At 66.3% G+C, this 18,037-nt stretch carries 18 protein-coding genes; 14 read left to right on the forward strand and 4 right to left on the reverse strand.

The features are described 5' to 3' along the window. Nucleotides 1–126: 126 nt before the first annotated feature. Complete coding sequence (locus V8683_RS28275; RefSeq protein ID WP_411188970.1) at nucleotides 127–1,518, reverse strand: sigma-54 dependent transcriptional regulator; 1,392 nt, start codon at nucleotides 1,516–1,518, stop codon at nucleotides 127–129. A 554-nt stretch (nucleotides 1,519–2,072) separates the two neighbouring features. Between V8683_RS28275 and V8683_RS28280 the strand changes: the two genes are divergently transcribed. The 9 genes from V8683_RS28280 to V8683_RS28320 all read left to right on the forward strand — a co-directional run bounded on the left by V8683_RS28280 (nucleotide 2,073) and on the right by V8683_RS28320 (nucleotide 10,631). Next, nucleotides 2,073–2,588 (forward strand): hypothetical protein, encoded by a 516-nt coding sequence (locus V8683_RS28280; protein ID WP_411188969.1) that lies wholly within the window; start codon nucleotides 2,073–2,075, stop codon nucleotides 2,586–2,588. Nucleotides 2,589–2,677: 89 nt separating this feature from the next. Beyond that, on the forward strand, nucleotides 2,678–3,169 hold the full coding sequence (locus V8683_RS28285; protein ID WP_411188968.1) for a hypothetical protein: 492 nt from the start codon (nucleotides 2,678–2,680) through the stop codon (nucleotides 3,167–3,169). Next, complete coding sequence (locus V8683_RS28290) at nucleotides 3,166–3,771, forward strand: hypothetical protein (protein ID WP_411188967.1); 606 nt, start codon at nucleotides 3,166–3,168, stop codon at nucleotides 3,769–3,771. The genes V8683_RS28285 and V8683_RS28290 overlap by 4 nt, the downstream gene beginning before the upstream one ends. Before the next feature lie 27 nt (nucleotides 3,772–3,798). Further along, on the forward strand, nucleotides 3,799–5,211 hold the full coding sequence (locus V8683_RS28295; RefSeq protein ID WP_411188966.1) for a hypothetical protein: 1,413 nt from the start codon (nucleotides 3,799–3,801) through the stop codon (nucleotides 5,209–5,211). A 121-nt stretch (nucleotides 5,212–5,332) separates the two neighbouring features. Beyond that, a complete protein-coding gene (locus tag V8683_RS28300) occupies nucleotides 5,333–6,046 on the forward strand; it encodes a C39 family peptidase (RefSeq protein WP_411188965.1) in 714 nt (237 codons plus the stop codon). A 15-nt stretch (nucleotides 6,047–6,061) separates the two neighbouring features. After that, nucleotides 6,062–6,886, forward strand: coding sequence for a peptidase C39 (locus V8683_RS28305; protein WP_411188964.1), 825 nt, complete (start codon nucleotides 6,062–6,064; stop codon nucleotides 6,884–6,886). Nucleotides 6,887–7,016: 130 nt separating this feature from the next. Continuing rightward, entirely contained in the window at nucleotides 7,017–8,528 is a 1,512-nt protein-coding gene (locus tag V8683_RS28310; protein ID WP_411188963.1) for a hypothetical protein, read from the forward strand. Nucleotides 8,529–8,545: 17 nt separating this feature from the next. Beyond that, a complete protein-coding gene (locus V8683_RS28315; RefSeq protein ID WP_411188962.1) occupies nucleotides 8,546–10,078 on the forward strand; it encodes a sigma 54-interacting transcriptional regulator in 1,533 nt (510 codons plus the stop codon). A 55-nt stretch (nucleotides 10,079–10,133) separates the two neighbouring features. Next, nucleotides 10,134–10,631 (forward strand): dihydrofolate reductase, encoded by a 498-nt coding sequence (locus V8683_RS28320; RefSeq protein WP_411188961.1) that lies wholly within the window; start codon nucleotides 10,134–10,136, stop codon nucleotides 10,629–10,631. A gap of 51 nt (nucleotides 10,632–10,682) precedes the next feature. Here V8683_RS28320 and pmbA read toward each other — a convergent pair whose 3' ends face one another. After that, nucleotides 10,683–12,053: a metalloprotease PmbA gene (pmbA, locus tag V8683_RS28325; RefSeq protein WP_411188960.1), complete on the reverse strand. Its 1,371-nt coding sequence runs from the start codon at nucleotides 12,051–12,053 to the stop codon at nucleotides 10,683–10,685. 183 nt (nucleotides 12,054–12,236) lie between these two features. Here pmbA and yjgA point away from each other — a divergent pair, with 183 nt between their 5' ends. Both yjgA and mog read left to right on the forward strand, forming a co-directional pair. Next, nucleotides 12,237–12,845, forward strand: coding sequence for a ribosome biogenesis factor YjgA (yjgA, locus tag V8683_RS28330; protein WP_411188959.1), 609 nt, complete (start codon nucleotides 12,237–12,239; stop codon nucleotides 12,843–12,845). After that, nucleotides 12,832–13,455: a molybdopterin adenylyltransferase gene (gene mog / locus V8683_RS28335; RefSeq protein ID WP_411188958.1), complete on the forward strand. Its 624-nt coding sequence runs from the start codon at nucleotides 12,832–12,834 to the stop codon at nucleotides 13,453–13,455. Before yjgA ends, mog begins: the two co-directional genes overlap by 14 nt. A 27-nt stretch (nucleotides 13,456–13,482) precedes the next feature. Here mog and orn read toward each other — a convergent pair whose 3' ends face one another. Beyond that, a complete protein-coding gene (orn, locus tag V8683_RS28340; RefSeq protein WP_411188957.1) occupies nucleotides 13,483–14,121 on the reverse strand; it encodes an oligoribonuclease in 639 nt (212 codons plus the stop codon). 127 nt (nucleotides 14,122–14,248) lie between these two features. Here orn and V8683_RS28345 point away from each other — a divergent pair, with 127 nt between their 5' ends. Genes V8683_RS28345 through V8683_RS28355 form a run of 3 tightly spaced genes read left to right on the forward strand, consistent with a single transcriptional unit; the run spans nucleotide 14,249 to nucleotide 16,850 of the window. Then, a complete protein-coding gene (locus tag V8683_RS28345; RefSeq protein ID WP_411188956.1) occupies nucleotides 14,249–15,520 on the forward strand; it encodes a M48 family metallopeptidase in 1,272 nt (423 codons plus the stop codon). Continuing rightward, a complete protein-coding gene (gene rsgA / locus V8683_RS28350) occupies nucleotides 15,517–16,512 on the forward strand; it encodes a ribosome small subunit-dependent GTPase A (RefSeq protein WP_411188955.1) in 996 nt (331 codons plus the stop codon). Before V8683_RS28345 ends, rsgA begins: the two co-directional genes overlap by 4 nt. Before the next feature lie 14 nt (nucleotides 16,513–16,526). After that, a complete protein-coding gene (locus V8683_RS28355) occupies nucleotides 16,527–16,850 on the forward strand; it encodes a putative signal transducing protein (RefSeq protein WP_411188954.1) in 324 nt (107 codons plus the stop codon). Between the two features lie 87 nt (nucleotides 16,851–16,937). Here V8683_RS28355 and V8683_RS28360 read toward each other — a convergent pair whose 3' ends face one another. Continuing rightward, complete coding sequence (locus tag V8683_RS28360) at nucleotides 16,938–17,879, reverse strand: CobD/CbiB family protein (protein ID WP_411188953.1); 942 nt, start codon at nucleotides 17,877–17,879, stop codon at nucleotides 16,938–16,940. Nucleotides 17,880–18,037: the final 158 nt, after the last annotated feature.

Consider the following 18,037-nt stretch of genomic DNA (forward strand, 5'->3'; position numbering starts at 1 on the left):
GGGGGTGGCGTGGGGGGGGCTGCCTACCGGGGGGGTGGGCGGGGTGGGTATGAAAACCCGCTTTTTTCCCCCGGGGGGGGGGGTCGGGGGGGGGGGGGGGGGCCTCCCGCCCCCCCGGCCCCGAACTTACGCCCCGCCCCCCGAAGCCAGTCCCCCCGGATGCGGCGCAAGCGGATCGCTTTCCATATGGCGCATGCCGTGGGCGCACAGCAACCGGTACAGCGTCACGCGCGAGATGCCGAGCTCCTGCGCCGCGTCGCCAAGACGCCCGCGATGGCGCAGCAGCGCGAGTTCGATCGCCTGGCGCTCGGCCGCCTCGCGCGCCTGCGATAGCGACACCGGGACCACCTCGACATAGTCGCCGAGTTCGAGGTCGCGCGCCGTGATGGCCCGCCCTTCCGACATCACGATCGCACGCCGTACGCGATTGATGAGCTCGCGCACGTTGCCCGGCCAACTGTAGTTATGGAGCGCGGCGATCGCATCGGGCGAGAAACCGCGCAGGCGCCGGCCACCGTCCTTGCGGAAACGTTCGAGCATGTGGCGCGCAAGCAGTTCGATGTCCTTGCCGCGCGCGCGCAGCGGCGGCTCGTCGATCTGCAGCACGCAAAGCCGGTGATACAGATCCTGGCGAAAGCGCCCTTCCAGCATTGCCGCACGCATGTCGACGTGAGTCGCCGAGATGATGCGCACGTCCACCGGAATCGATTGATGGCCGCCAAGGCGTTCGATCTTGCCTTCCTGCAGGAAGCGCAGCAGGCTTGCCTGGCTTTCCAGCGGCAGATCGCCGATTTCGTCGAGGAACAGCGTGCCGCCGTTGGCCGCCTCCACGCGCCCGATCTTGCGCTGGCTCGCGCCCGTGAACGCGCCGCGCTCGTAGCCGAACAGTTCGGATTGCAGCAGATGCGGGGGAATCGCGCCGCAGTTGATCGGCACGAACGGCGCGGTGCGCCGCGACGAGCGTTCGTGGATCGCGACAGCGGTCAGTTCCTTACCCGTACCCGACTCGCCCGAGATGAACACCGGCGCGTCGGTCATCGCGACCTTGCGGATCGAGCGGAAGAGCGCGAGCATCGCCTCGCACGAGCCCACCATCTCGCCTTCGGTGCCGCCCGTGGTGTCGTTCGAGGCCGGTTCGACGAGCGAGACCATGCCATAGGCGTGGCCGATCGAATCGACGATCCGCTCGCCGTTCCACGGCACCGTTACGTAATCGAAACAGTAGTCGCGCACGAGCCGGCGCAGCGTGGCGTCCTTGAGCTGGCCCGTGGTGGTCGCCGCGACCCAGCCGACGTTAGGCAACGTAAGGCAAGGCTCGAACGAGCCGATCTCATGCAAATGGAAATGACTGGAAAGGTCGAGCAGGCCGCCGGCCGGAAGCCCTGCGCGCAGCGCCCGCCGCGCGTCGCGGGCGGTGCCGACCACCTCCACCTGCCAGCCGCGCTCGTCGAATCGCTCGTGCAGCGCCTTGTCAGGTTCGCGCGTCACGTAAATCAATTGCCGCGTTGCGGATTCCATTATTCAGATCCTCTCGCCAAACACTGCGTTGGAGATTGACGGCACGCACCTGAATGTCCAGACACGCAGCATTAAGCGCCATTTCCACCGCATTGACTGAATTGGCGGCGAACGGACAGGCTTTCTGCTGACGGCATAACCCCGAGTCGTGGCGTGTGTGTGTCAGTAGCCCTTTTGGCCTTTTTTCTTATGGGCAGTACGACGTTTTCTGAAGCTTACTATATGCATTGGGCTCGTGGATAGGAAATATGCCCAACGAATCAATGCGGGACGGATGGAAGGGCTTCCATTGCGCGATATTCCCTTATCGTCCGAAGAAAATAAATCGGATGTTTCCTTTCTCTTAGCGCGCCGCCGAATAAGACGGCATTCCACAAAATGTTACCTGCGAGCAATCCGCAGACCCGATTCAGCATTGCGCGTTTCAGCACTGAAACATTTTGACGAAAATCGGCCATTCAAATTTCGCAGAAAATATCGCGAATCGAAGCGCATCAACGGTTTGCGGCACATGGCACACGTTTCGCTAAATCTCCGGCACCAGGAGATACGCCATGCGACTCAACCACCTCAACGCCAGACGCCAGTTCAACGCCAGTGCCGCCGCCCTCGCGGCTGCCGCGCTGCTCGCCCTTGCGCCGTCGGCCCATGCGCAGTCGTTCGATGCCGGTGCGCAAGTCGCCTCGGCCGCCGCGAAGGTGTTCGCCGATGTCATTCCTGCAACGCCCGACGCGTTCGGCGCGCCGAGGGCGATGTCCGCGACGCTGAAGCTGGCCGCGACACCCGACGACGACACCGCGGACACCGCAAGCGGTCCGCTCGCCGCCGACCCGTCGCCGCAAGACGACGACAGCGTGGTGGCCGGCATCGGCGCGCTGGACGATCAAACGCTGTCGCGCCAGCGCGGCGGCGCCGTCGGCATGGTGATGGTAGCCGCCACCCCGCAGCTCATGCACGGCGGCAACAACGTCACCTTGTGGGACGAAATCGCGCCGCCCGCACCCATGCCGATCCCGGTCGACGGTTCGCAGGCCGCGCAGGGAAATATCACCAGCTACACCAGAAGGTAATCCGATCGAGAGAGCAAACCGTGCCGCCGGGGCGGCGCGGCGTCCGGCGCGGCGCACAGAGGGTGCGCCCCGGACAGCAGGAGACCGACATGTCAGCACGCATCACCACGCCAGCCGCAGGCCGGCGTTCAGCGAGGATCGCCGCAGTCGTCTGCGGTTGCCTTGCCGCGGGTGTAACGACAGTGGCCATGGCGCAGCAGGTCACGAATCCGGGCGACATCATTGTCGAACGCGATGTCACGCCGCGCGGCGCCTTCGACAGCGTCCCGAGGAGCCAGGATCCGGTACTCGTGCGGGCGACCACGTTCCCGGCCAACACGTTCGACCCGACCATGGCCGCCGTCGTCTCCGACGCCGAGCTCACCAGCGCCCACGGTTCGACCGGCATCATCGGGAGCAACACGGCGGGCGCCACGGCCGCCAGCATGCAGGCGCTCACCGGCGTCCTGAGCGGCCGGGAAAGCGGCAACAACATGGCGATGGGCGCAGGCGTCCAGGCCGGAGGCATGGGCAGCTCGATCACGTCCGCCGTGACCGGTGCACTGGCGCCGATCTCGGCCGCCCTCGGAGCCGTGAAATGAGCGCCCGCCGGCTTCTTCCGGCCGCGCTCGCCGCCGCCCTGCTCGCCGGCGCGGGCGCCGCGCAAGCCCAGGGTGTCGTCACGGCGAACGCGGTGATCGCCCCGGACGCGGCAACCGGCACGCTAGGCTCGGTCACCGTCAACGAGGTGGCGGGCCTGAACAACGCGCAGTCCAACCAGTTGACCATCACGAGCGGCACCCCGCTCACGGTCAACGGCACCAGCAGCGAACAGAGCGCGGGCGCGCGAGTGCGCGTGCCGGTCGCGACGGCGAGCATCGGCCAGGGCGCCTTTGCGAACGCGTCGGGCGCGGTCCTGGTGAACCAGGCTGCGGGCGCAGGAAATACCCAGAGCAACAGTGCGCGAATCGGCACTGCTGTGATCGGTGTTGAAACTGTCTCGGACGGAGATCTGTCTGCGACAGCTGCAACGAACGGTGGTCCGGGCAGATCGGCCGAGTCCAGTGGCATTCGTGAAGCGAGTATCGGCAGTACGGCATTCAGGAATGCGACTGGTCTCGTGCAGGTGAACCAGACCGTCGGAGCCGGTAATGCTACGGCGAACAGTTTTGTGCTCCGTCCCCCGGCGGGCACTCTTTTCTAACTGACCAATCAGTATCGGAGCGACATCATGAAGCGCACTCTCATTGCTGCGGCAGTTCTCGCGGTATCGTCCGGCAGCGCCTTCGCCCATAGCTGGGCGGATTCGTATCTCTTCAACGCAACCGGCGTCACCCAGGGCGCCGAACTCTGGGGCGGCGTTCTGCTCTATGGTTGCGTCGGCGTGTCGAGCACCACCGGCGCCGTCGTCAACAATACGCAGAACGTCAACCTCGACGGTGTCAGCCTGACGCCGAACCTGCCGACGGGCTCCTATCAGACCGGCTCGACGACCACCTTCACGCACAACACGACGAGCACGGTCAACATCGGCGGCACGGCATCGGGCTCGCTCACGACGACGAGCTACCATGCGTCGGCCGGCGCGCAAGGCTTCCAGGAATCGTCGGGCTATGCCTATGGCAACCAGTCGGCATTCGCCGCCGGCGGCGGCTACGAATATAGCCAGCAGAGCGCGGGCATCGGCGGCTACTTCTACAACACGAACCAGAGCCAGGGCGGCCATCTCTCCGCAGGCGGCCAGGCCGGCGGCTCGTATGGCTCGTATCACTACGGCAATCCGTTTTTCGGCAACAGTGGCGGTGGCGGCTACGTTCAGGGCGGCCTTTCGGCTGGCTATAACGAATCCAGCTATGCCAAGGGTTCGGGCGTAGGCGGCTACTTCGAAGGCACGGAAGGCTCGGGCCAGGGTGCGGTGTGGGGCGCCCAGGCGAACGAGGGCTCGGGCTACCAGGCCTACGGCGAGCAGTCGAGCGGCTACAGCGTGGGCGGGTCCGTCAACTCGAACTCGGTCAGCGCCCAGTGGAGCGTGAAAGCGCATGACGACACCACCAACACGACGACGGTGGGCGCGGTCACGACGCACTACAACGGCATCCCGACCGGCTCGCTCAACGCGAACATCGGCGACGGCAGCTCGGGTGCCATGGGCGTGTCGGGTAACGTCGGCATCAACATCACGGAAGGCGTGGACAACGCGCAAAGCAACGATGCGTCGCTGGCCATGATCGATGCAGGCAGCGTGTTCGGCAATGCCCAGGTCTTCAACAATCAGTCGACCTCGGGCAACGCGTCGATCCACAACTTCAACGTCAACGCATCCATCGGCAGCAACGCGCTCGCCGGCGCAACCGGCAACATCGGCGTGAACGTCGCAGCCGGCGTGGGCAACGCGCAGAACAACAGCCTTGCCGCCGCCAGCAGCACCGACACGAAGGCCCCGAGCGGCGCTGCCATGGTCGCCACCGACCAGAACAGCCAGACGGCCAGCCTGAACTTCAACGGCTCGTTCGGCGGTACCGCTACGCTGGCAGCCAATGCGCTCGCCGGCGCCAGCGGCAACATCGGCGTGAACATCGCCGGTGGCGCGGGCAACGTCCAGCACAACGGTCTTGCCATCGCCGCTCTGACCGTATCGAAGTAACCGCACCAGCGCAGCACGCGCGCCGGCTGCCACTGCAGCAGCCGGCGCGTTTTAGCCGCAATAACCTGCGTGGGACCGGAGCCAGGCGCATAAGGCCCATCCGGATCGACAGGAGACCACCATGCCCGGGCTCGACCGGTTCCCGGCGTCAACCGCTTGCGTCGTTGCGCTCGCAGCTTGTGTTTTGTGTGCGCAAGCCCACGCACAGTCGACGCTCGATGCGACTAACCTCATTGGCGTGCCGGTGAAGTTGCCGATTCGCTCGATGAAGGACATTCGCTACAGCGGCATCGTCACCCAGCAGTTCGACTACAGCTGTGGTGCTGCTGCACTCGCGACACTGCTCAAGGACGGCTACGACATCGATATTCCGGAGGTCGAACTGATTCGCCGGATGATGGTGTACTCGACGCCCGCGGTGGTCGTGAAGAACGGCTTTTCGATGCTCGACATGAAGAAGTTCGTGGAAACGATCGGCCTGCGTGGACGAGGTTTTCGCGTCAACACCGACGCGCTCTATCACTTGCAGATTCCCGTTCTCGTGCTCATGAACATCGATGGCTACGAGCATTTCGTGATCGTGAAGCATGCCGAAGAAGGCCGCGTGTTCATTGCGGACCCGGCGCTCGGCAATCGCATCGTCACCGAGGACGATTTCGCGAAGACCTGGAATGGCCTCGTCTTCGCGGTGCTCGGCAAACCCTTCAGGGAGGATTCTCCGTTACTGCAGAACAACCAGTCGCTCGCACTCAAGCTGCGCGCCAACGCCCTGGCGAACGGTATGGCGGCGACACCCTTTGTCGATTACGGCCTCGAAAAGGCCGTAATGTTCTGATGTAGTGATCCAGCCATGAACTGCAAGCTCTCAAAGTATGGCGTCACGGCAGCGCTCCTCGCGCTCGCCTGCAGCCATGCGAGCGGTGCGCCTGTCGCCGGAGGTATCGAAGCCCAGACCTTGCCCGCCTTTCTCTCGGCCGGCCCCGCTACGCAGCAGCAGAACATTCAGTGCCTGCCCGTCGACGACGACGTGCTATCCCATCAGACCGGCAAGTATGCCGGCAGCAACATGATTTCCGGGTTCGTTCTGAGCCTGCTTTCTGAATGGCAATTGCCAAATGGCGCGACCGCCGTCGCGCAAGGCGCACTCAGCGTCACCCAAAGCGTCACCCACCAGTTGACCGCCCAGATCCAGACGTCGGCCAGCGTCACGGGCGGCAACCATTCGCATGACACCGGCGCCAATCCGAATGCCGTTGCCACGGGCGGTCAGAACGTGGCCGTCAACGGGATATCGCAGATCACGCAGGTTGCCGGCAACAGCAATAGCGGCAGCAACGGCGCCACCATCGAGTACAGCAACACGTTGCCTCAGCTCACCGGCGCCTCCACCTCGCCGACCTCGTTTGCCTCGAATGCGAGCGGCAGCGTCACGGCTGGCATCTCGTTCGCGAATAACAGCATCAACCTGTCGTTGCAGACGCCCGCCGGCATCGCGACGCAGAGCGTCGTGCCAGGCAACGCCCAGCAGGCCGGCGCAATCGCCCAGTTGCTCCAGATCGCAGGCAATAACCAGCAGGTCGCCAATCGACTGGCGCTGACTCTGCAGACGCAGCAGATGAGCGGCGCCATGATCCGGCAGACCGGTTTACTACAGGCACTGCGTATTAGCCACTAACGAGGAGGCACCGTCGCGGGCGAGGGGCTCGCGGGCAGTACGGCAAGAGACCGAGAAGCATCGTTGTAAGCGGGCGCGAGACCGCAAAGCGCGGAAAAGCGCCCGTCTGCAAACCCGGGGGGAAACAAGAATGAACACGATGTCCACAAAGGGTTGGCCGCGCCTCAGACTCGCGGCCATACCCGCAGCCGCCATGTTGTTCGCCTTTGCGCAGTCGGCACACGCACAGGCGCTTCAGGACCAGTCGGTCGACGACCGCCTCAACACGCTGATGCGCGTGGTCGACGAGCAGCAAAAGCAGATCCAGTCACTCGAGCGCCAGGTCACGAACCTGGAGATGCAGCAGCGCGGCCGCGGCCTGCCCGGTGCGGGCGCGCCCGACGCTGCGTCCGATACCGCGGTCGCGGAACAGCCCGGCGCGGACGGCTTGCCCGTCCCGCTGCCGCCGCTCGCCCAGGCGGTACCCGGCGCCACCGCGCCGGGTTCGCTTACCGGCACGGCGACGGGCGTTCCCGTCAATCCGCCCTCGCCCGACAGCGGCCCGACCACCGGCGCGACCGGCAGCTCGGCAGCAAGCGGCCCGCAACAGGGCGCGCCGGTCGGCGTCAATCCGGCGAACGCAGCGAATCCGGCGAGCACGGCCAGTCCGACGGTCGGCACGACGCAGCAGAGCGAGCAGCCCACCCGCACCGCCTCCGAGCAGGCCGTCGCGGAACGCCAGGAAGCGCCGCTCTTCGACCACAAGCTCACGCTCGACTGGGGTATCAGCGACACGTACTACGATCGCCGCCAGTTGCAGCTTTCGGGCTTCCTTGCGCTCGACGCGATCTTCCTCGGCAACATCAACCTCGGCGAGACCAAGTCTCATCAGTTGATGGCCGATCTCGACGTGCGCTACGGTCTCACCGACCGCATCAGCGTCGACGTCGACGTGCCCTACATCTACCGGCACAGCACGTTCATCGTGGGCGGCGCGGGCGGTGCGGCGAGCACGCTTTCCGATGCCTCGGCCAATTCGAGCAACATCGGCGACGTGAACTTCGGGATCTACTACCAGTTCCTGAAGGAAACCAACGACATCCCCGACGTGGTCGGCAGCCTGCGCGTGAAGTCCGACACCGGCAGCTCGCCGTTCGGCATCAAGCTGGAGCAGATCTCGGGCGACAACACGAACCTCGTGGCGCCGACCAGGCTGCCCACCGGCACCGGCTTCTGGAACGTCACGGCCGGCTTGTCCGTGCTGAAGACCTACGACCCGGTCGTGCTGTTCGGCAGCTTCTCGTACACCTACAACATCTCGCGCTCGTTCGCCGATATCTCGTCGGTGGTCGGGCAGACCGAGCCGGCCGACGTGAAGCTCGGCGACATCATCCAGTTCGGCGGCGGCGTGGCGCTCGCGTTCTCCGACAAGGATTCGGCCAGCATCTCCTACACGATGGCCATCGAGCCCCAGTCGCAGACCAAGGCGCCGGGCGGTAGCTGGACCGGCGTGCCAGGCAGCGAAACCACGGCCTCCGTGCTGAATTTCGGCCTGAATCACGTCGTCAACAAGCACCTGACGATCAACGGCGCGGTCGCCGTGGGCCTCACGCCCGACGCACCGAACTTCGTCGTCGGCGTGCGCTTCCCCTACACCTTCTGACGAACACGAGGTCGATCGTGCGCGAAACCTCTCACCTGAGCGCTACCGTGACGCCGTTCGCCGGGGCGGGCCAGCGGCCCGCCGTCGTGCCGCCGCCGCAACCGGGCCGGCCGCTCGCCGAAACCGACGACACCGCTGCGGGCAGCGCGACGGAAACCGAGCGTATCCTCGTCTACGTCGCCCGTACGCCGGACCCGGCGCTCACGGCCTACCTCAAGAGCCGCGGCTGGGATCTCGCGACGGCGCGCACGGCCCACGAGGCCTCGCGGCTCGTGAAGCCCGAGGCCGCCTGCGCCGGCATCGTCGATCTGACCGGCTTCGCGCCGCGCGATCTCGCCACGCTCGAAGCGGTGCTGCGGCTGCAGCAGGTCGGCTGGATCGCGCTCACCGATTCGGCGCGCCTCACCGATCCCGAAGTGCGGCGGCTGATCCGCCACTACTGCTTCGATTACGTCCACCTGCCGGTCACGAACGCGACGCTCGACTATCTTGTCGGCCACGCGTTCGGCATGGTGTCGCTGTGCGATCTCGACGCGCCCGGGGCCGCCGCGGCGGCGAGCCACGACGAAGACGAAATGGTGGGCACCTGCGAGGCGATGCAGCAGCTCTTCCGCACGATCCGCAAGGTCGCGAACACCGACGCCACGGTGTTCATCTCCGGCGAGTCGGGCACCGGCAAGGAGCTGACCGCGCTCGCGATCCACGAACGCTCGCCACGGCGCAAGGCGCCGTTCGTACCGATCAACTGCGGTGCGATCCCGCATCATCTTCTGCAATCCGAACTGTTCGGCTACGAACGCGGTGCGTTCACCGGTGCCAACCAGCGCAAGATCGGACGCGTGGAAGCGGCCAACGGCGGCACGCTGTTCCTCGACGAAATCGGCGACCTGCCGATGGAAAGCCAGGCGAGCCTGCTGCGCTTCCTGCAGGAAGGCAAGATCGAACGCCTTGGCGGCCACGAGCAGATTCCGGTGGACGTGCGCATCATCTCGGCCACCCACGTCGATCTCGAAGCCGCGATGCGCGACGGACGCTTCCGCGCGGACCTGTTCCACCGCCTGTGCGTGCTGCGCGTGGACGAGCCGCCGCTGCGCGCGCGTGGTAAGGATATCGAAATACTCGCGCATCACGTGCTGCACAAGTTCAAGATGGACAGCGCCCGCAAGATTCGCGGCTTCACGCCCGACGCGATCGAGGCCATGTACAACTACAACTGGCCGGGCAACGTGCGCGAACTCATCAACCGCGTGCGGCGCGCGATCGTGATGGCCGAAAGCAAGCTGCTCTCCGCCGAGGATCTCGACCTCGCGCAGTTTACCGAGCAGCAGACGGTGACGCTCGCCCAGGCGCGCGAATCCGCCGAAAAGCGCGCGATCGAAGCGGCGCTGCTGCGCCATCGCCACCGCCTCACCGAGGCGGCCGCGGACCTCGGCATCTCGCGCGTGACGCTCTACCGCCTGATGGGCACGCACGGCCTGCGCGACGAGAAGACGATTTTCGCGGGCGTTGCGGAGAACCAGTCCGAACCGCCGGCGGAAAACGAGGAGTGAGGGAGGAAACGCCGTCGGGTAGAATCGCGGGGTACTCCCTACTTCGACTGACTCGATGACGACGCTCACCCTGATCGTCGCGCGCGCGCGCAACGGCGTGATCGGCCGCGACAACGAACTGCCCTGGCGTCTGCCCGAAGACCTCGCCTTCTTCAAGCGCACGACGATGGGTGCGCCCATCGTGATGGGCCGCAAGACTCACGAATCGATCAGCCGCGCCCTGCCGGGGCGCCGCAATATCGTCGTGACGCGCGACGCCACGAAGCGCTTCCCGGGCTGCGATACGGCCACGAACCTCGAAGAGGCGCTCGCGCTGGCAGCGCAGGATCAGGCGCCCGAGGCGTTCCTGATTGGGGGCGCCCAGCTTTACGCCGAAGGGCTCGCGCTTGCGCACAAGCTCGTGGTGACCGAAATCGCCATCGACTTCGAGGGCGACGCCCACTTCCCCGCCCCCGATCCCGCGCACTGGCGCGAAACCTCGCGCCAGACACTGCACGCGAACCCGCCGAACAACTTCGACTTCGCGTTCGTGACTTACGAACGGCGCGACTGAAGGCGTTACCGGGAAGTCACTGCGGGCCCCGCAGCAAGGGCCCGCGGGCTCTTACTGCCCCGCCACCGTCATGCGCTCGATGAGCACCGAGCCGGTCTGCCGCGTGCCGCGCGCGAGCGTGTCGGCGCCCACGGCGACGATGTGGCGGAACATCTCCTGCAGCGTCGAGGCCACCGTGATCTCTTCCACGGGGTACTGGATCTTGCCGTTCTCCACCCAGAAGCCCGACGCGCCGCGCGAATAGTCGCCCGTCACGAAGTTCACGCCCTGCCCCATCAGCTCGGTCAACAGCAGACCCGTGCCGAGCTTCTTCAGCATCGCCTCGAAGTCGTCGCCCGGTTGCGTGAGCGAGCTCTTCAACTGGAGATTGTGCGAACCGCCGGCATTGCCCGTCGTCTGCATGCCGAGCTTGCGCGCCGAATACGACGAGAGGAAATAGCCCTGCACGACGCCGTCCTTCACGACCTCGCGACGGTGCGTGCGCACGCCCTCTTCGTCGAACGGCGCGCTGCCCGCCGCACGCGGCACGTGCGGATCCTCCACGATCTGGATATGCGGCGCGAATACCGGCTTGCCGAGACTGTCCACGAGGAACGAGGTCTTGCGGTAGAGCGCGCCGCCGCTCGTCGCCTGCACGAACGCGCCGAGGATGCCCGCCGCGAGCGGCGCCTCGAACAGCACCGGCACCTTGCGCGTGTCGAGTCCGCGCGCGTGGAGCCGCGAAAGCGCCCGCTCGGCCGCGTAGCGGCCCACGGCCTCGGGCGAAGCCAGCTCGCTCGCGCTGCGCCGCGACGTGTACCAGTCGTCGCGCTGCATGTTGCGGCCTTCGCCCGCGATCGGCGCGCACGAGATGTAGTGGCGCGAATACGGATAGCCGTGCAGGAAGCCGCCGCTCGTGGCCAGCACGAACTGCGAATGCTGCGCGGAAACGCTCGCGCCTTCCGAGTTTTTCACGCGCGGGTCGGTGGCGAACGCGGCGTCCTCGGCGCGGCGGGCGATCTCGACGGCCTCCTCGGCCGAGAGATTCCACGGGTGATAGAGGTCGAGGTCGCGCGGCGCCGTTTCGAGCAGGTCGCGCTCGGCAAGGCCAGCGCAGTCGTCGTCGGCCGTGAAGCGCGCGATGTTGTACGCGGCCGCCACGGTGTCCTTGAGCGCCTGCGGCGAGAAGTCCGAGGTGCTGGCATTGCCGCGCTTGTTGCCGATATAGACGGTCACGCCGACCATCTTGTCGCGGTTGTGCTCGATGGTCTCGACTTCGCCGCGCCGCACGGACACGGAAAGCCCGTCGCCCTCGGAGATTTCCGTCGCCGCGTCGCTCGCGCCGAGCGTCTTCGCGTGCCGGAGGATGTCCGAGGCGATCTCTTTCAGTTCGTCCTGGGTATGCGGGAAAAAGCGTTGCCGGGCTTCGATATCTGCTGCCATTGTCGTTACGGTCCGGTTCCGGGCCGCCTGGGCCCGCTGGTGTCCACTAATCGTGTGTCGGGAAATTCGCCTCATGGGCGCATCCCGCGATCATAGCAAGGTATCGGGCCCCGCACCGAGGCGGGTTTTCGCGCGCCTCCCGCGAGCCCGGCGCCGTCGCGCCCGCAAGCTACAATATCGTCCATGACACGCAAAACCCGCACTCAACCCATCCACGACGCTCCAGCCGATCAGGACGACAACGGCTACGATCGTCCCAGCAAGTCGCAGCTCAAGCGCGAAATGACGGCGCTCCAGGAACTGGGCACCGCCCTCGTCGAGCTGCCGAAAGACGCGCTCAAGCGCATGCCGATGACCGAAGACCTCGCGGAAGCCGTCCACGAGGCGCGCCGCATCACCGACCACGAAGGCAAGCGCCGCCAGCTCCAGTACGTGGGCCGCATGATGCGCGGCCTGAACGAAACCGAGGTCGCCGCGCTGCGCACGGCGCTCGAAGAGCACCGCGGCGTAAACCGGGCCGCCACGGCGCGTCTGCACTGGATCGAACGCACGCGCGAGAAGCTGCTCGCCGACGACGCCGCGCTCACCGAATTCATTCGCCAGCACCCCGCCGCCGACCCGCAGGAAGGCCGCACGCTGATCCGCAACGCGCGGCGCGAGCAGGAGCAAGGCCGGCCGCCCAAATACTTCCGCGAACTATTCCAGTGGATCAAGACCGCGAGCGGCAGCCCGGACGAGGCCGACGATACGGCCCCTGACGGGGACGAGGAGCGCGACGATGACGAAGCCTGAGCGTCGCCACCCGGACGAACTGCTGATCGGCCTCGTTTCGGTGAGCGACCGCGCGACGGCGGGCGTCTATGAGGACAAGGGCATTCCGTCGCTGACGGAATGGCTCGGGCTGGCGCTGAAGTCGCCGTGGCGCGCGGAAACGCGCCTGATCCACGACGACGCGGCCACGATCTCCGCCGCGCTCACGGCGCTCGTGGACGGCCTTGGCTGCGACCTCGTGCTGACCACGGGCGGCACCGGGCCGGCGCGCCGCGACGTGACGCCCGAAGCAACGCTCGCGGTGGCGACGAAGGAAATGCCCGGCTTTGGCGAGCAAATGCGCCAGATCAGCCTGAACTTCGTGCCGACGGCGATCCTCTCGCGCCAGGTCGCGGTAATCCGCGAAACCGCCGATCACGCGGCGCTGATCATCAACCTGCCGGGCCAGCCGAAGTCGATCCGGGAAACGCTTGAAGGCCTGCGCGACGAGACCGGCGCCGTGAAAGTACCGGGCATCTTCGCGGCGGTGCCGTACTGCATCGACCTGATCGGCGGGCCGTACATCGAAACCGATCCGAACGTCGTCATGGCGTTCCGGCCGAAAAGCGCGCAACGCCCGCCGCGCGCCTGAACCACCCTTCGCTGCGGGAGGCGGGATTTACTTCGCCGCCCCACCCGCTCCAGCGTCTGCCGCCGGCGCCTGGCTCGCGCCGGGCACGAGGAAATGCTCGCGGTAGTACTTGAGTTCGTCGATCGACTCGTGGATGTCGGCCAGCGCCGTGTGCATCGCGCGCTTCTGGAAGCCCTTGTAGATGGCCGGCTGCCAGCGGCGGCACAACTCCTTGAGCGTGCTGACGTCGAGGTTGCGGTAGTGGAAGAAGCGTTCCAGCGTCGGCATCCAGCGCGCCATGAAGCGGCGGTCCTGGCAGATCGAGTTGCCGCACATCGGCGACTTGCCCGGCGGCACGTACTGCGCAAGAAACGCGAGAATCTGCCCGGTGGCGCTTTCCTCGGTCACCATCGAAGCGCGCACGCGCTCGATGAGGCCCGAGCGGCCGTGCGTGTTGCGGTTCCACTCGTCCATGCGGTCGAGTTCGGCTTCGGTCTGGTGAATGGCCAGCACCGGGCCCTCAATCACCTTGTCGAGCGTCGAATTCGTCACCACCACGGCGATTTCGATGATCCGGTCGTTGTCGGGGTCGAGCCCCGTCATCTCCATGTCGAGCCAGATCAGGTTCATGTCGGTGCGTTCGAGCGGCGCCTGGCCGGCCGTCGTGGCGGAGGTCGTGTCAGTCATGAAAGGCAATCCGGAAAACGGTGAGGACGCGGCAGGGAAGCGCGAGGGAAGCTGCGACGCAGCGAGCTTGCAGTCGCCCAGCCGACAAGATCATATAATTGTCGCATAGATACCACGGACCCCACGGATGGCTAATTTGTCCCCCGCGCTGACCTTCAGCGCTCTTTTCGTGTTCGCAGTGCTCGCCATGGCCGCGACCAAGCTCTGGCTCGCCACGCGCCAAACGCGCTTCGTCGCGGCCCACCGCGGCGCGGTGCCCGCCCGGTTCGCGGCCACCATCCCGCTCGCCGCCCACCAGCGCGCCGCCGACTACACGGTCGCGCGCACGCGCCTCGGCATGCTCGAAATCGTGCTCTCCGCCGTCGTGCTGATCGCGCTCACGCTGCTCGGCGGCGTGCAGGCGCTCGATCTCGGGATTTCCGGCTGGCTCGGGCGCGACTATGTCGGGCAGATCGCGTTGATCGGGGCGGTGCTCGCCATCAGCGGCGCGGTGGAACTGCCGCTCGACTACTACCGCCAGTTCGTGATCGAAGAGCGTTTCGGCTTCAACCGCATGACGAAGCGCATCTTCGTCATGGACCGCCTCAAGGGTCTCGTGATCGGCGCGGCCTTCGGCATCCCGCTGCTGTTCGTCGTGCTGTGGCTCATGAGGCAGGCCGGCAGCCTCTGGTGGCTGTGGACCTGGGCCGTGTGGGTGGCGTTCCAGATGCTCGTGCTCGTGCTCTACCCCACCTTCATCGCGCCGCTCTTCAACAAGTTCGAGCCGCTCAAGGACGAGGCCCTGCGCTCGCGCATCGAGGCGCTCATGCAGCGCTGCGGCTTCGCGGCCAAGGGGCTCTTCGTGATGGACGGCAGCCGCCGCTCCGCGCACGGCAATGCCTACTTCACGGGCTTCGGCGCGGCCAAGCGCATCGTGTTCTTCGACACGCTGCTCGCGCGCCTCTCGGGCAGCGAGATCGAGGCCGTGCTCGCGCACGAGCTCGGTCACTTCAAGCGGCGCCACGTCATCAAGCGCATGCTCGTGACCTTCGCGATCAGCCTTGCGCTACTCGCGCTGCTGGGCTGGCTCTCCCAGTGCGTCTGGTTCTACGAGGGGCTCGGCGTGCGGCCGTCGCTGCTCGGCGGCAACGAAGGACTCGCGCTCGTGCTGTTCTTCCTCGCCGTGCCGGTGTTCCTGTTCTTCATCACGCCCCTGGGCAGCCTCAGCTCGCGCAAGCACGAGTTCGAAGCCGACGCATTCGCCGCGACCCAGACCGACGCGCAGCAGCTCGTCAACGCGCTCGTGAAGCTGTACGAAGACAATGCCTCGACGCTCACGCCCGATCCGCTCTATACCGCGTTCTACTACTCGCATCCGCCCGCTTCGGAACGGATCGACCGACTGCTCGCGCACGCATGAGCCGGCGCGGACCAAAAGCCGCCGCGCGAGGCGGACAAGGGGGCGCGGCCGGAACCGCTGGCGCAACGTCGAGCGGCACGCTGCACGGCGTCGTGATCGCGGCGCACGGCCGCCACTACCTCGTCGCACCGGAAGGCAGCGGCGCGCCGCTGCAGTGCTTCCCGCGCGGCAAGAAAAGCGAGGTGGCGGTGGGCGACCGGGTCGAATATCAATCGACCTCGGCCGACCAGGGCGTGATCGTGGCGATCGGCGAGCGGCGCAACCTGCTTTATCGCTCCGACCAGTTCAAGTCGAAGCTCTTCGCCGCGAATCTCGACCAGCTGCTGATCGTGCTCGCCACCGAGCCGCACTTCAGCGAGGACCTGCTCGGCCGCGCGCTCATCGCCGCCGAGGCCAACGGCCTCAAGCCGCTGATCGTGCTGAACAAGATCGACGTGGAAGCCGCGCTGCCGCTCGCGCGCGCGCGGCTCGAACGCTACCGGGCGCTCGGCTACACGGTGCTCGAACTCTCCGTGAAGGGCCAGCCCGAAGCGGCGCGTGCGGCGCTCGCGGAGCATCTGCGCGGCCACGCGACAATCCTGCTCGGCCAGTCCGGCATGGGCAAGTCGACGCTCGTCAACCTGCTCGTGCCCGACGCCGAAGCGGCCACGCGCGAAATCTCGACGGCGCTCAACAGCGGCCGCCATACCACGACGTTCACGCGCCTCTATATGCTGCCGGACGACGGAACGGATGGCACATCTTCAGGCGGCGCACTGATCGATTCGCCGGGCTTTCAGGAGTTCGGCCTCTACCATCTCACCGAAGGCACGCTCGAGCGTGCGTTGCCCGAGTTCCGTCCGCTCCTAGCGCACTGCCGCTTCTACAACTGTCATCACCTGCACGAGCCGGGCTGCGCCATTCTCGAGGCGGTGGAGGATGGTCGCATTGCACCCGAGCGTCACGCGCTCTACGCGCAGCTCATGCACGAGATCAGCCAGGTCGTGCGCTAGGGAGCGCCCACACCATGCTCAGGCTCGTGCGCGCCCCGAATCTGCTGATTGCCCAGCACTGGATGAACATTCTCGCGACCGCGGGCGTGCCGTGCGAGCTGCACAACCGCTACCTGAGCGGCGCCATGGGCGAAATCCCCGCCGAGCAGTGCGCGCCCGAACTGTGGCTCATGGACGAGCGCGACGAGAAACTCGCGCTGCGCCTCATCGACGAGGCGAAACGCGGACCGCCCGCCGGCACGCCGTCATGGCGCTGCCCCGCTTGCGGAGAAACGCTGGAAGCGCAGTTCACGGTCTGCTGGCAGTGCGGGCGAGAGCGTGACATCCGCGACGAATGACGCAACCAGAGGTGGAATGCAAACGGCCCGCTCATCGAAGCGGGCCGTTTTGCGTGAGGACGCGGTATCGGGAAGCGCGCCGGCGGATCAGAACCAGACGGCGATCGTGAGCATGAGGAGGAGGATCATCCACAGGATCACGGCGCGCCAGACCAGCCCCACGGCCGACTGCAGCGTGCGCGGCGTGCAGTCGTCGCCGACCGTGTACGGGCCGCCTTCGCCCGGTGTGGTGGCGAGCGCGTCGAGGCTCGACTGCTCGGCGAGCGGACCCGAGAGCCGCGCGCCCAGCGCGCCGCTGCCGGCCGCGAGCAACACGCCTTCGTTGGTATCGGGCCACTGGTTCGCGTGATTGCGCCAGGCGTAGATCGCATCCTCGAAATTGCCGACGATCGCGAAGCCAAGCGAGGTCAGCCGGGCCGGCACCCAGTCGATCACGAAGAACACGTGCTGCGCAAAGTTCGAGAACGACTCGCTGCGCTCGTCGGCCGGACGCGACCACTCGCGCGCGAGATATTCGGAGATACGGTACAGCACGGCGCCGGCTGGGCCGATCGGCACGAGAAACCAGAAAAACACGCCGAACACGTGCCGGTGCGACGCCACCACGGCATGGATCAGCGTGTGGCGCACAATCTCGCTCACCGGCATGTCCACGGTGTCCATGCCGGTCCACTCTTGCAGGATCTCGCGCGCGCGGGGCACGTCGTCGTTGTTGAGCGCGAGATGGATGTCGGTAAAGTAGTGGCTGAACTGCCGGAAGCCGAGCGTGAAGTACACCACCACCACGTTCCAGAGGAACGCCAGCACGAAACTGATGTGGTAGAGCACGTAGTACACGAGCGCCGTGCCGAGCGTCCACGGCAGCACGACGACGAGCCAGGCGATGACGCCGTGCTTCTTCTTGCCCGCGTCGAAGCCGTGCGCGGCCCATTCCGCATTGAGACGCACGAGCCCCATCACCGGGTTGTTCGGCGAAAGCGCCCGCACCTGTTCGATGACGAGAGCCAGCAATACGGAGAAGAAGGTCATGCGACGCGCCGTGCGATGCTTGTTAAGGAAATTGTTGCAAAGATATCACAGGGCCAGATGTGCCTGAGTGCCTGGCTGCAAACGCACAACACTTAAGCACCTGGGTAGTCCGGAGCGCTTGTTTCGAACTCACCATCGGAGCACGCCGCCAGAACACA

This window comes from Paraburkholderia sp. AV2 (assembly GCF_054968425.1).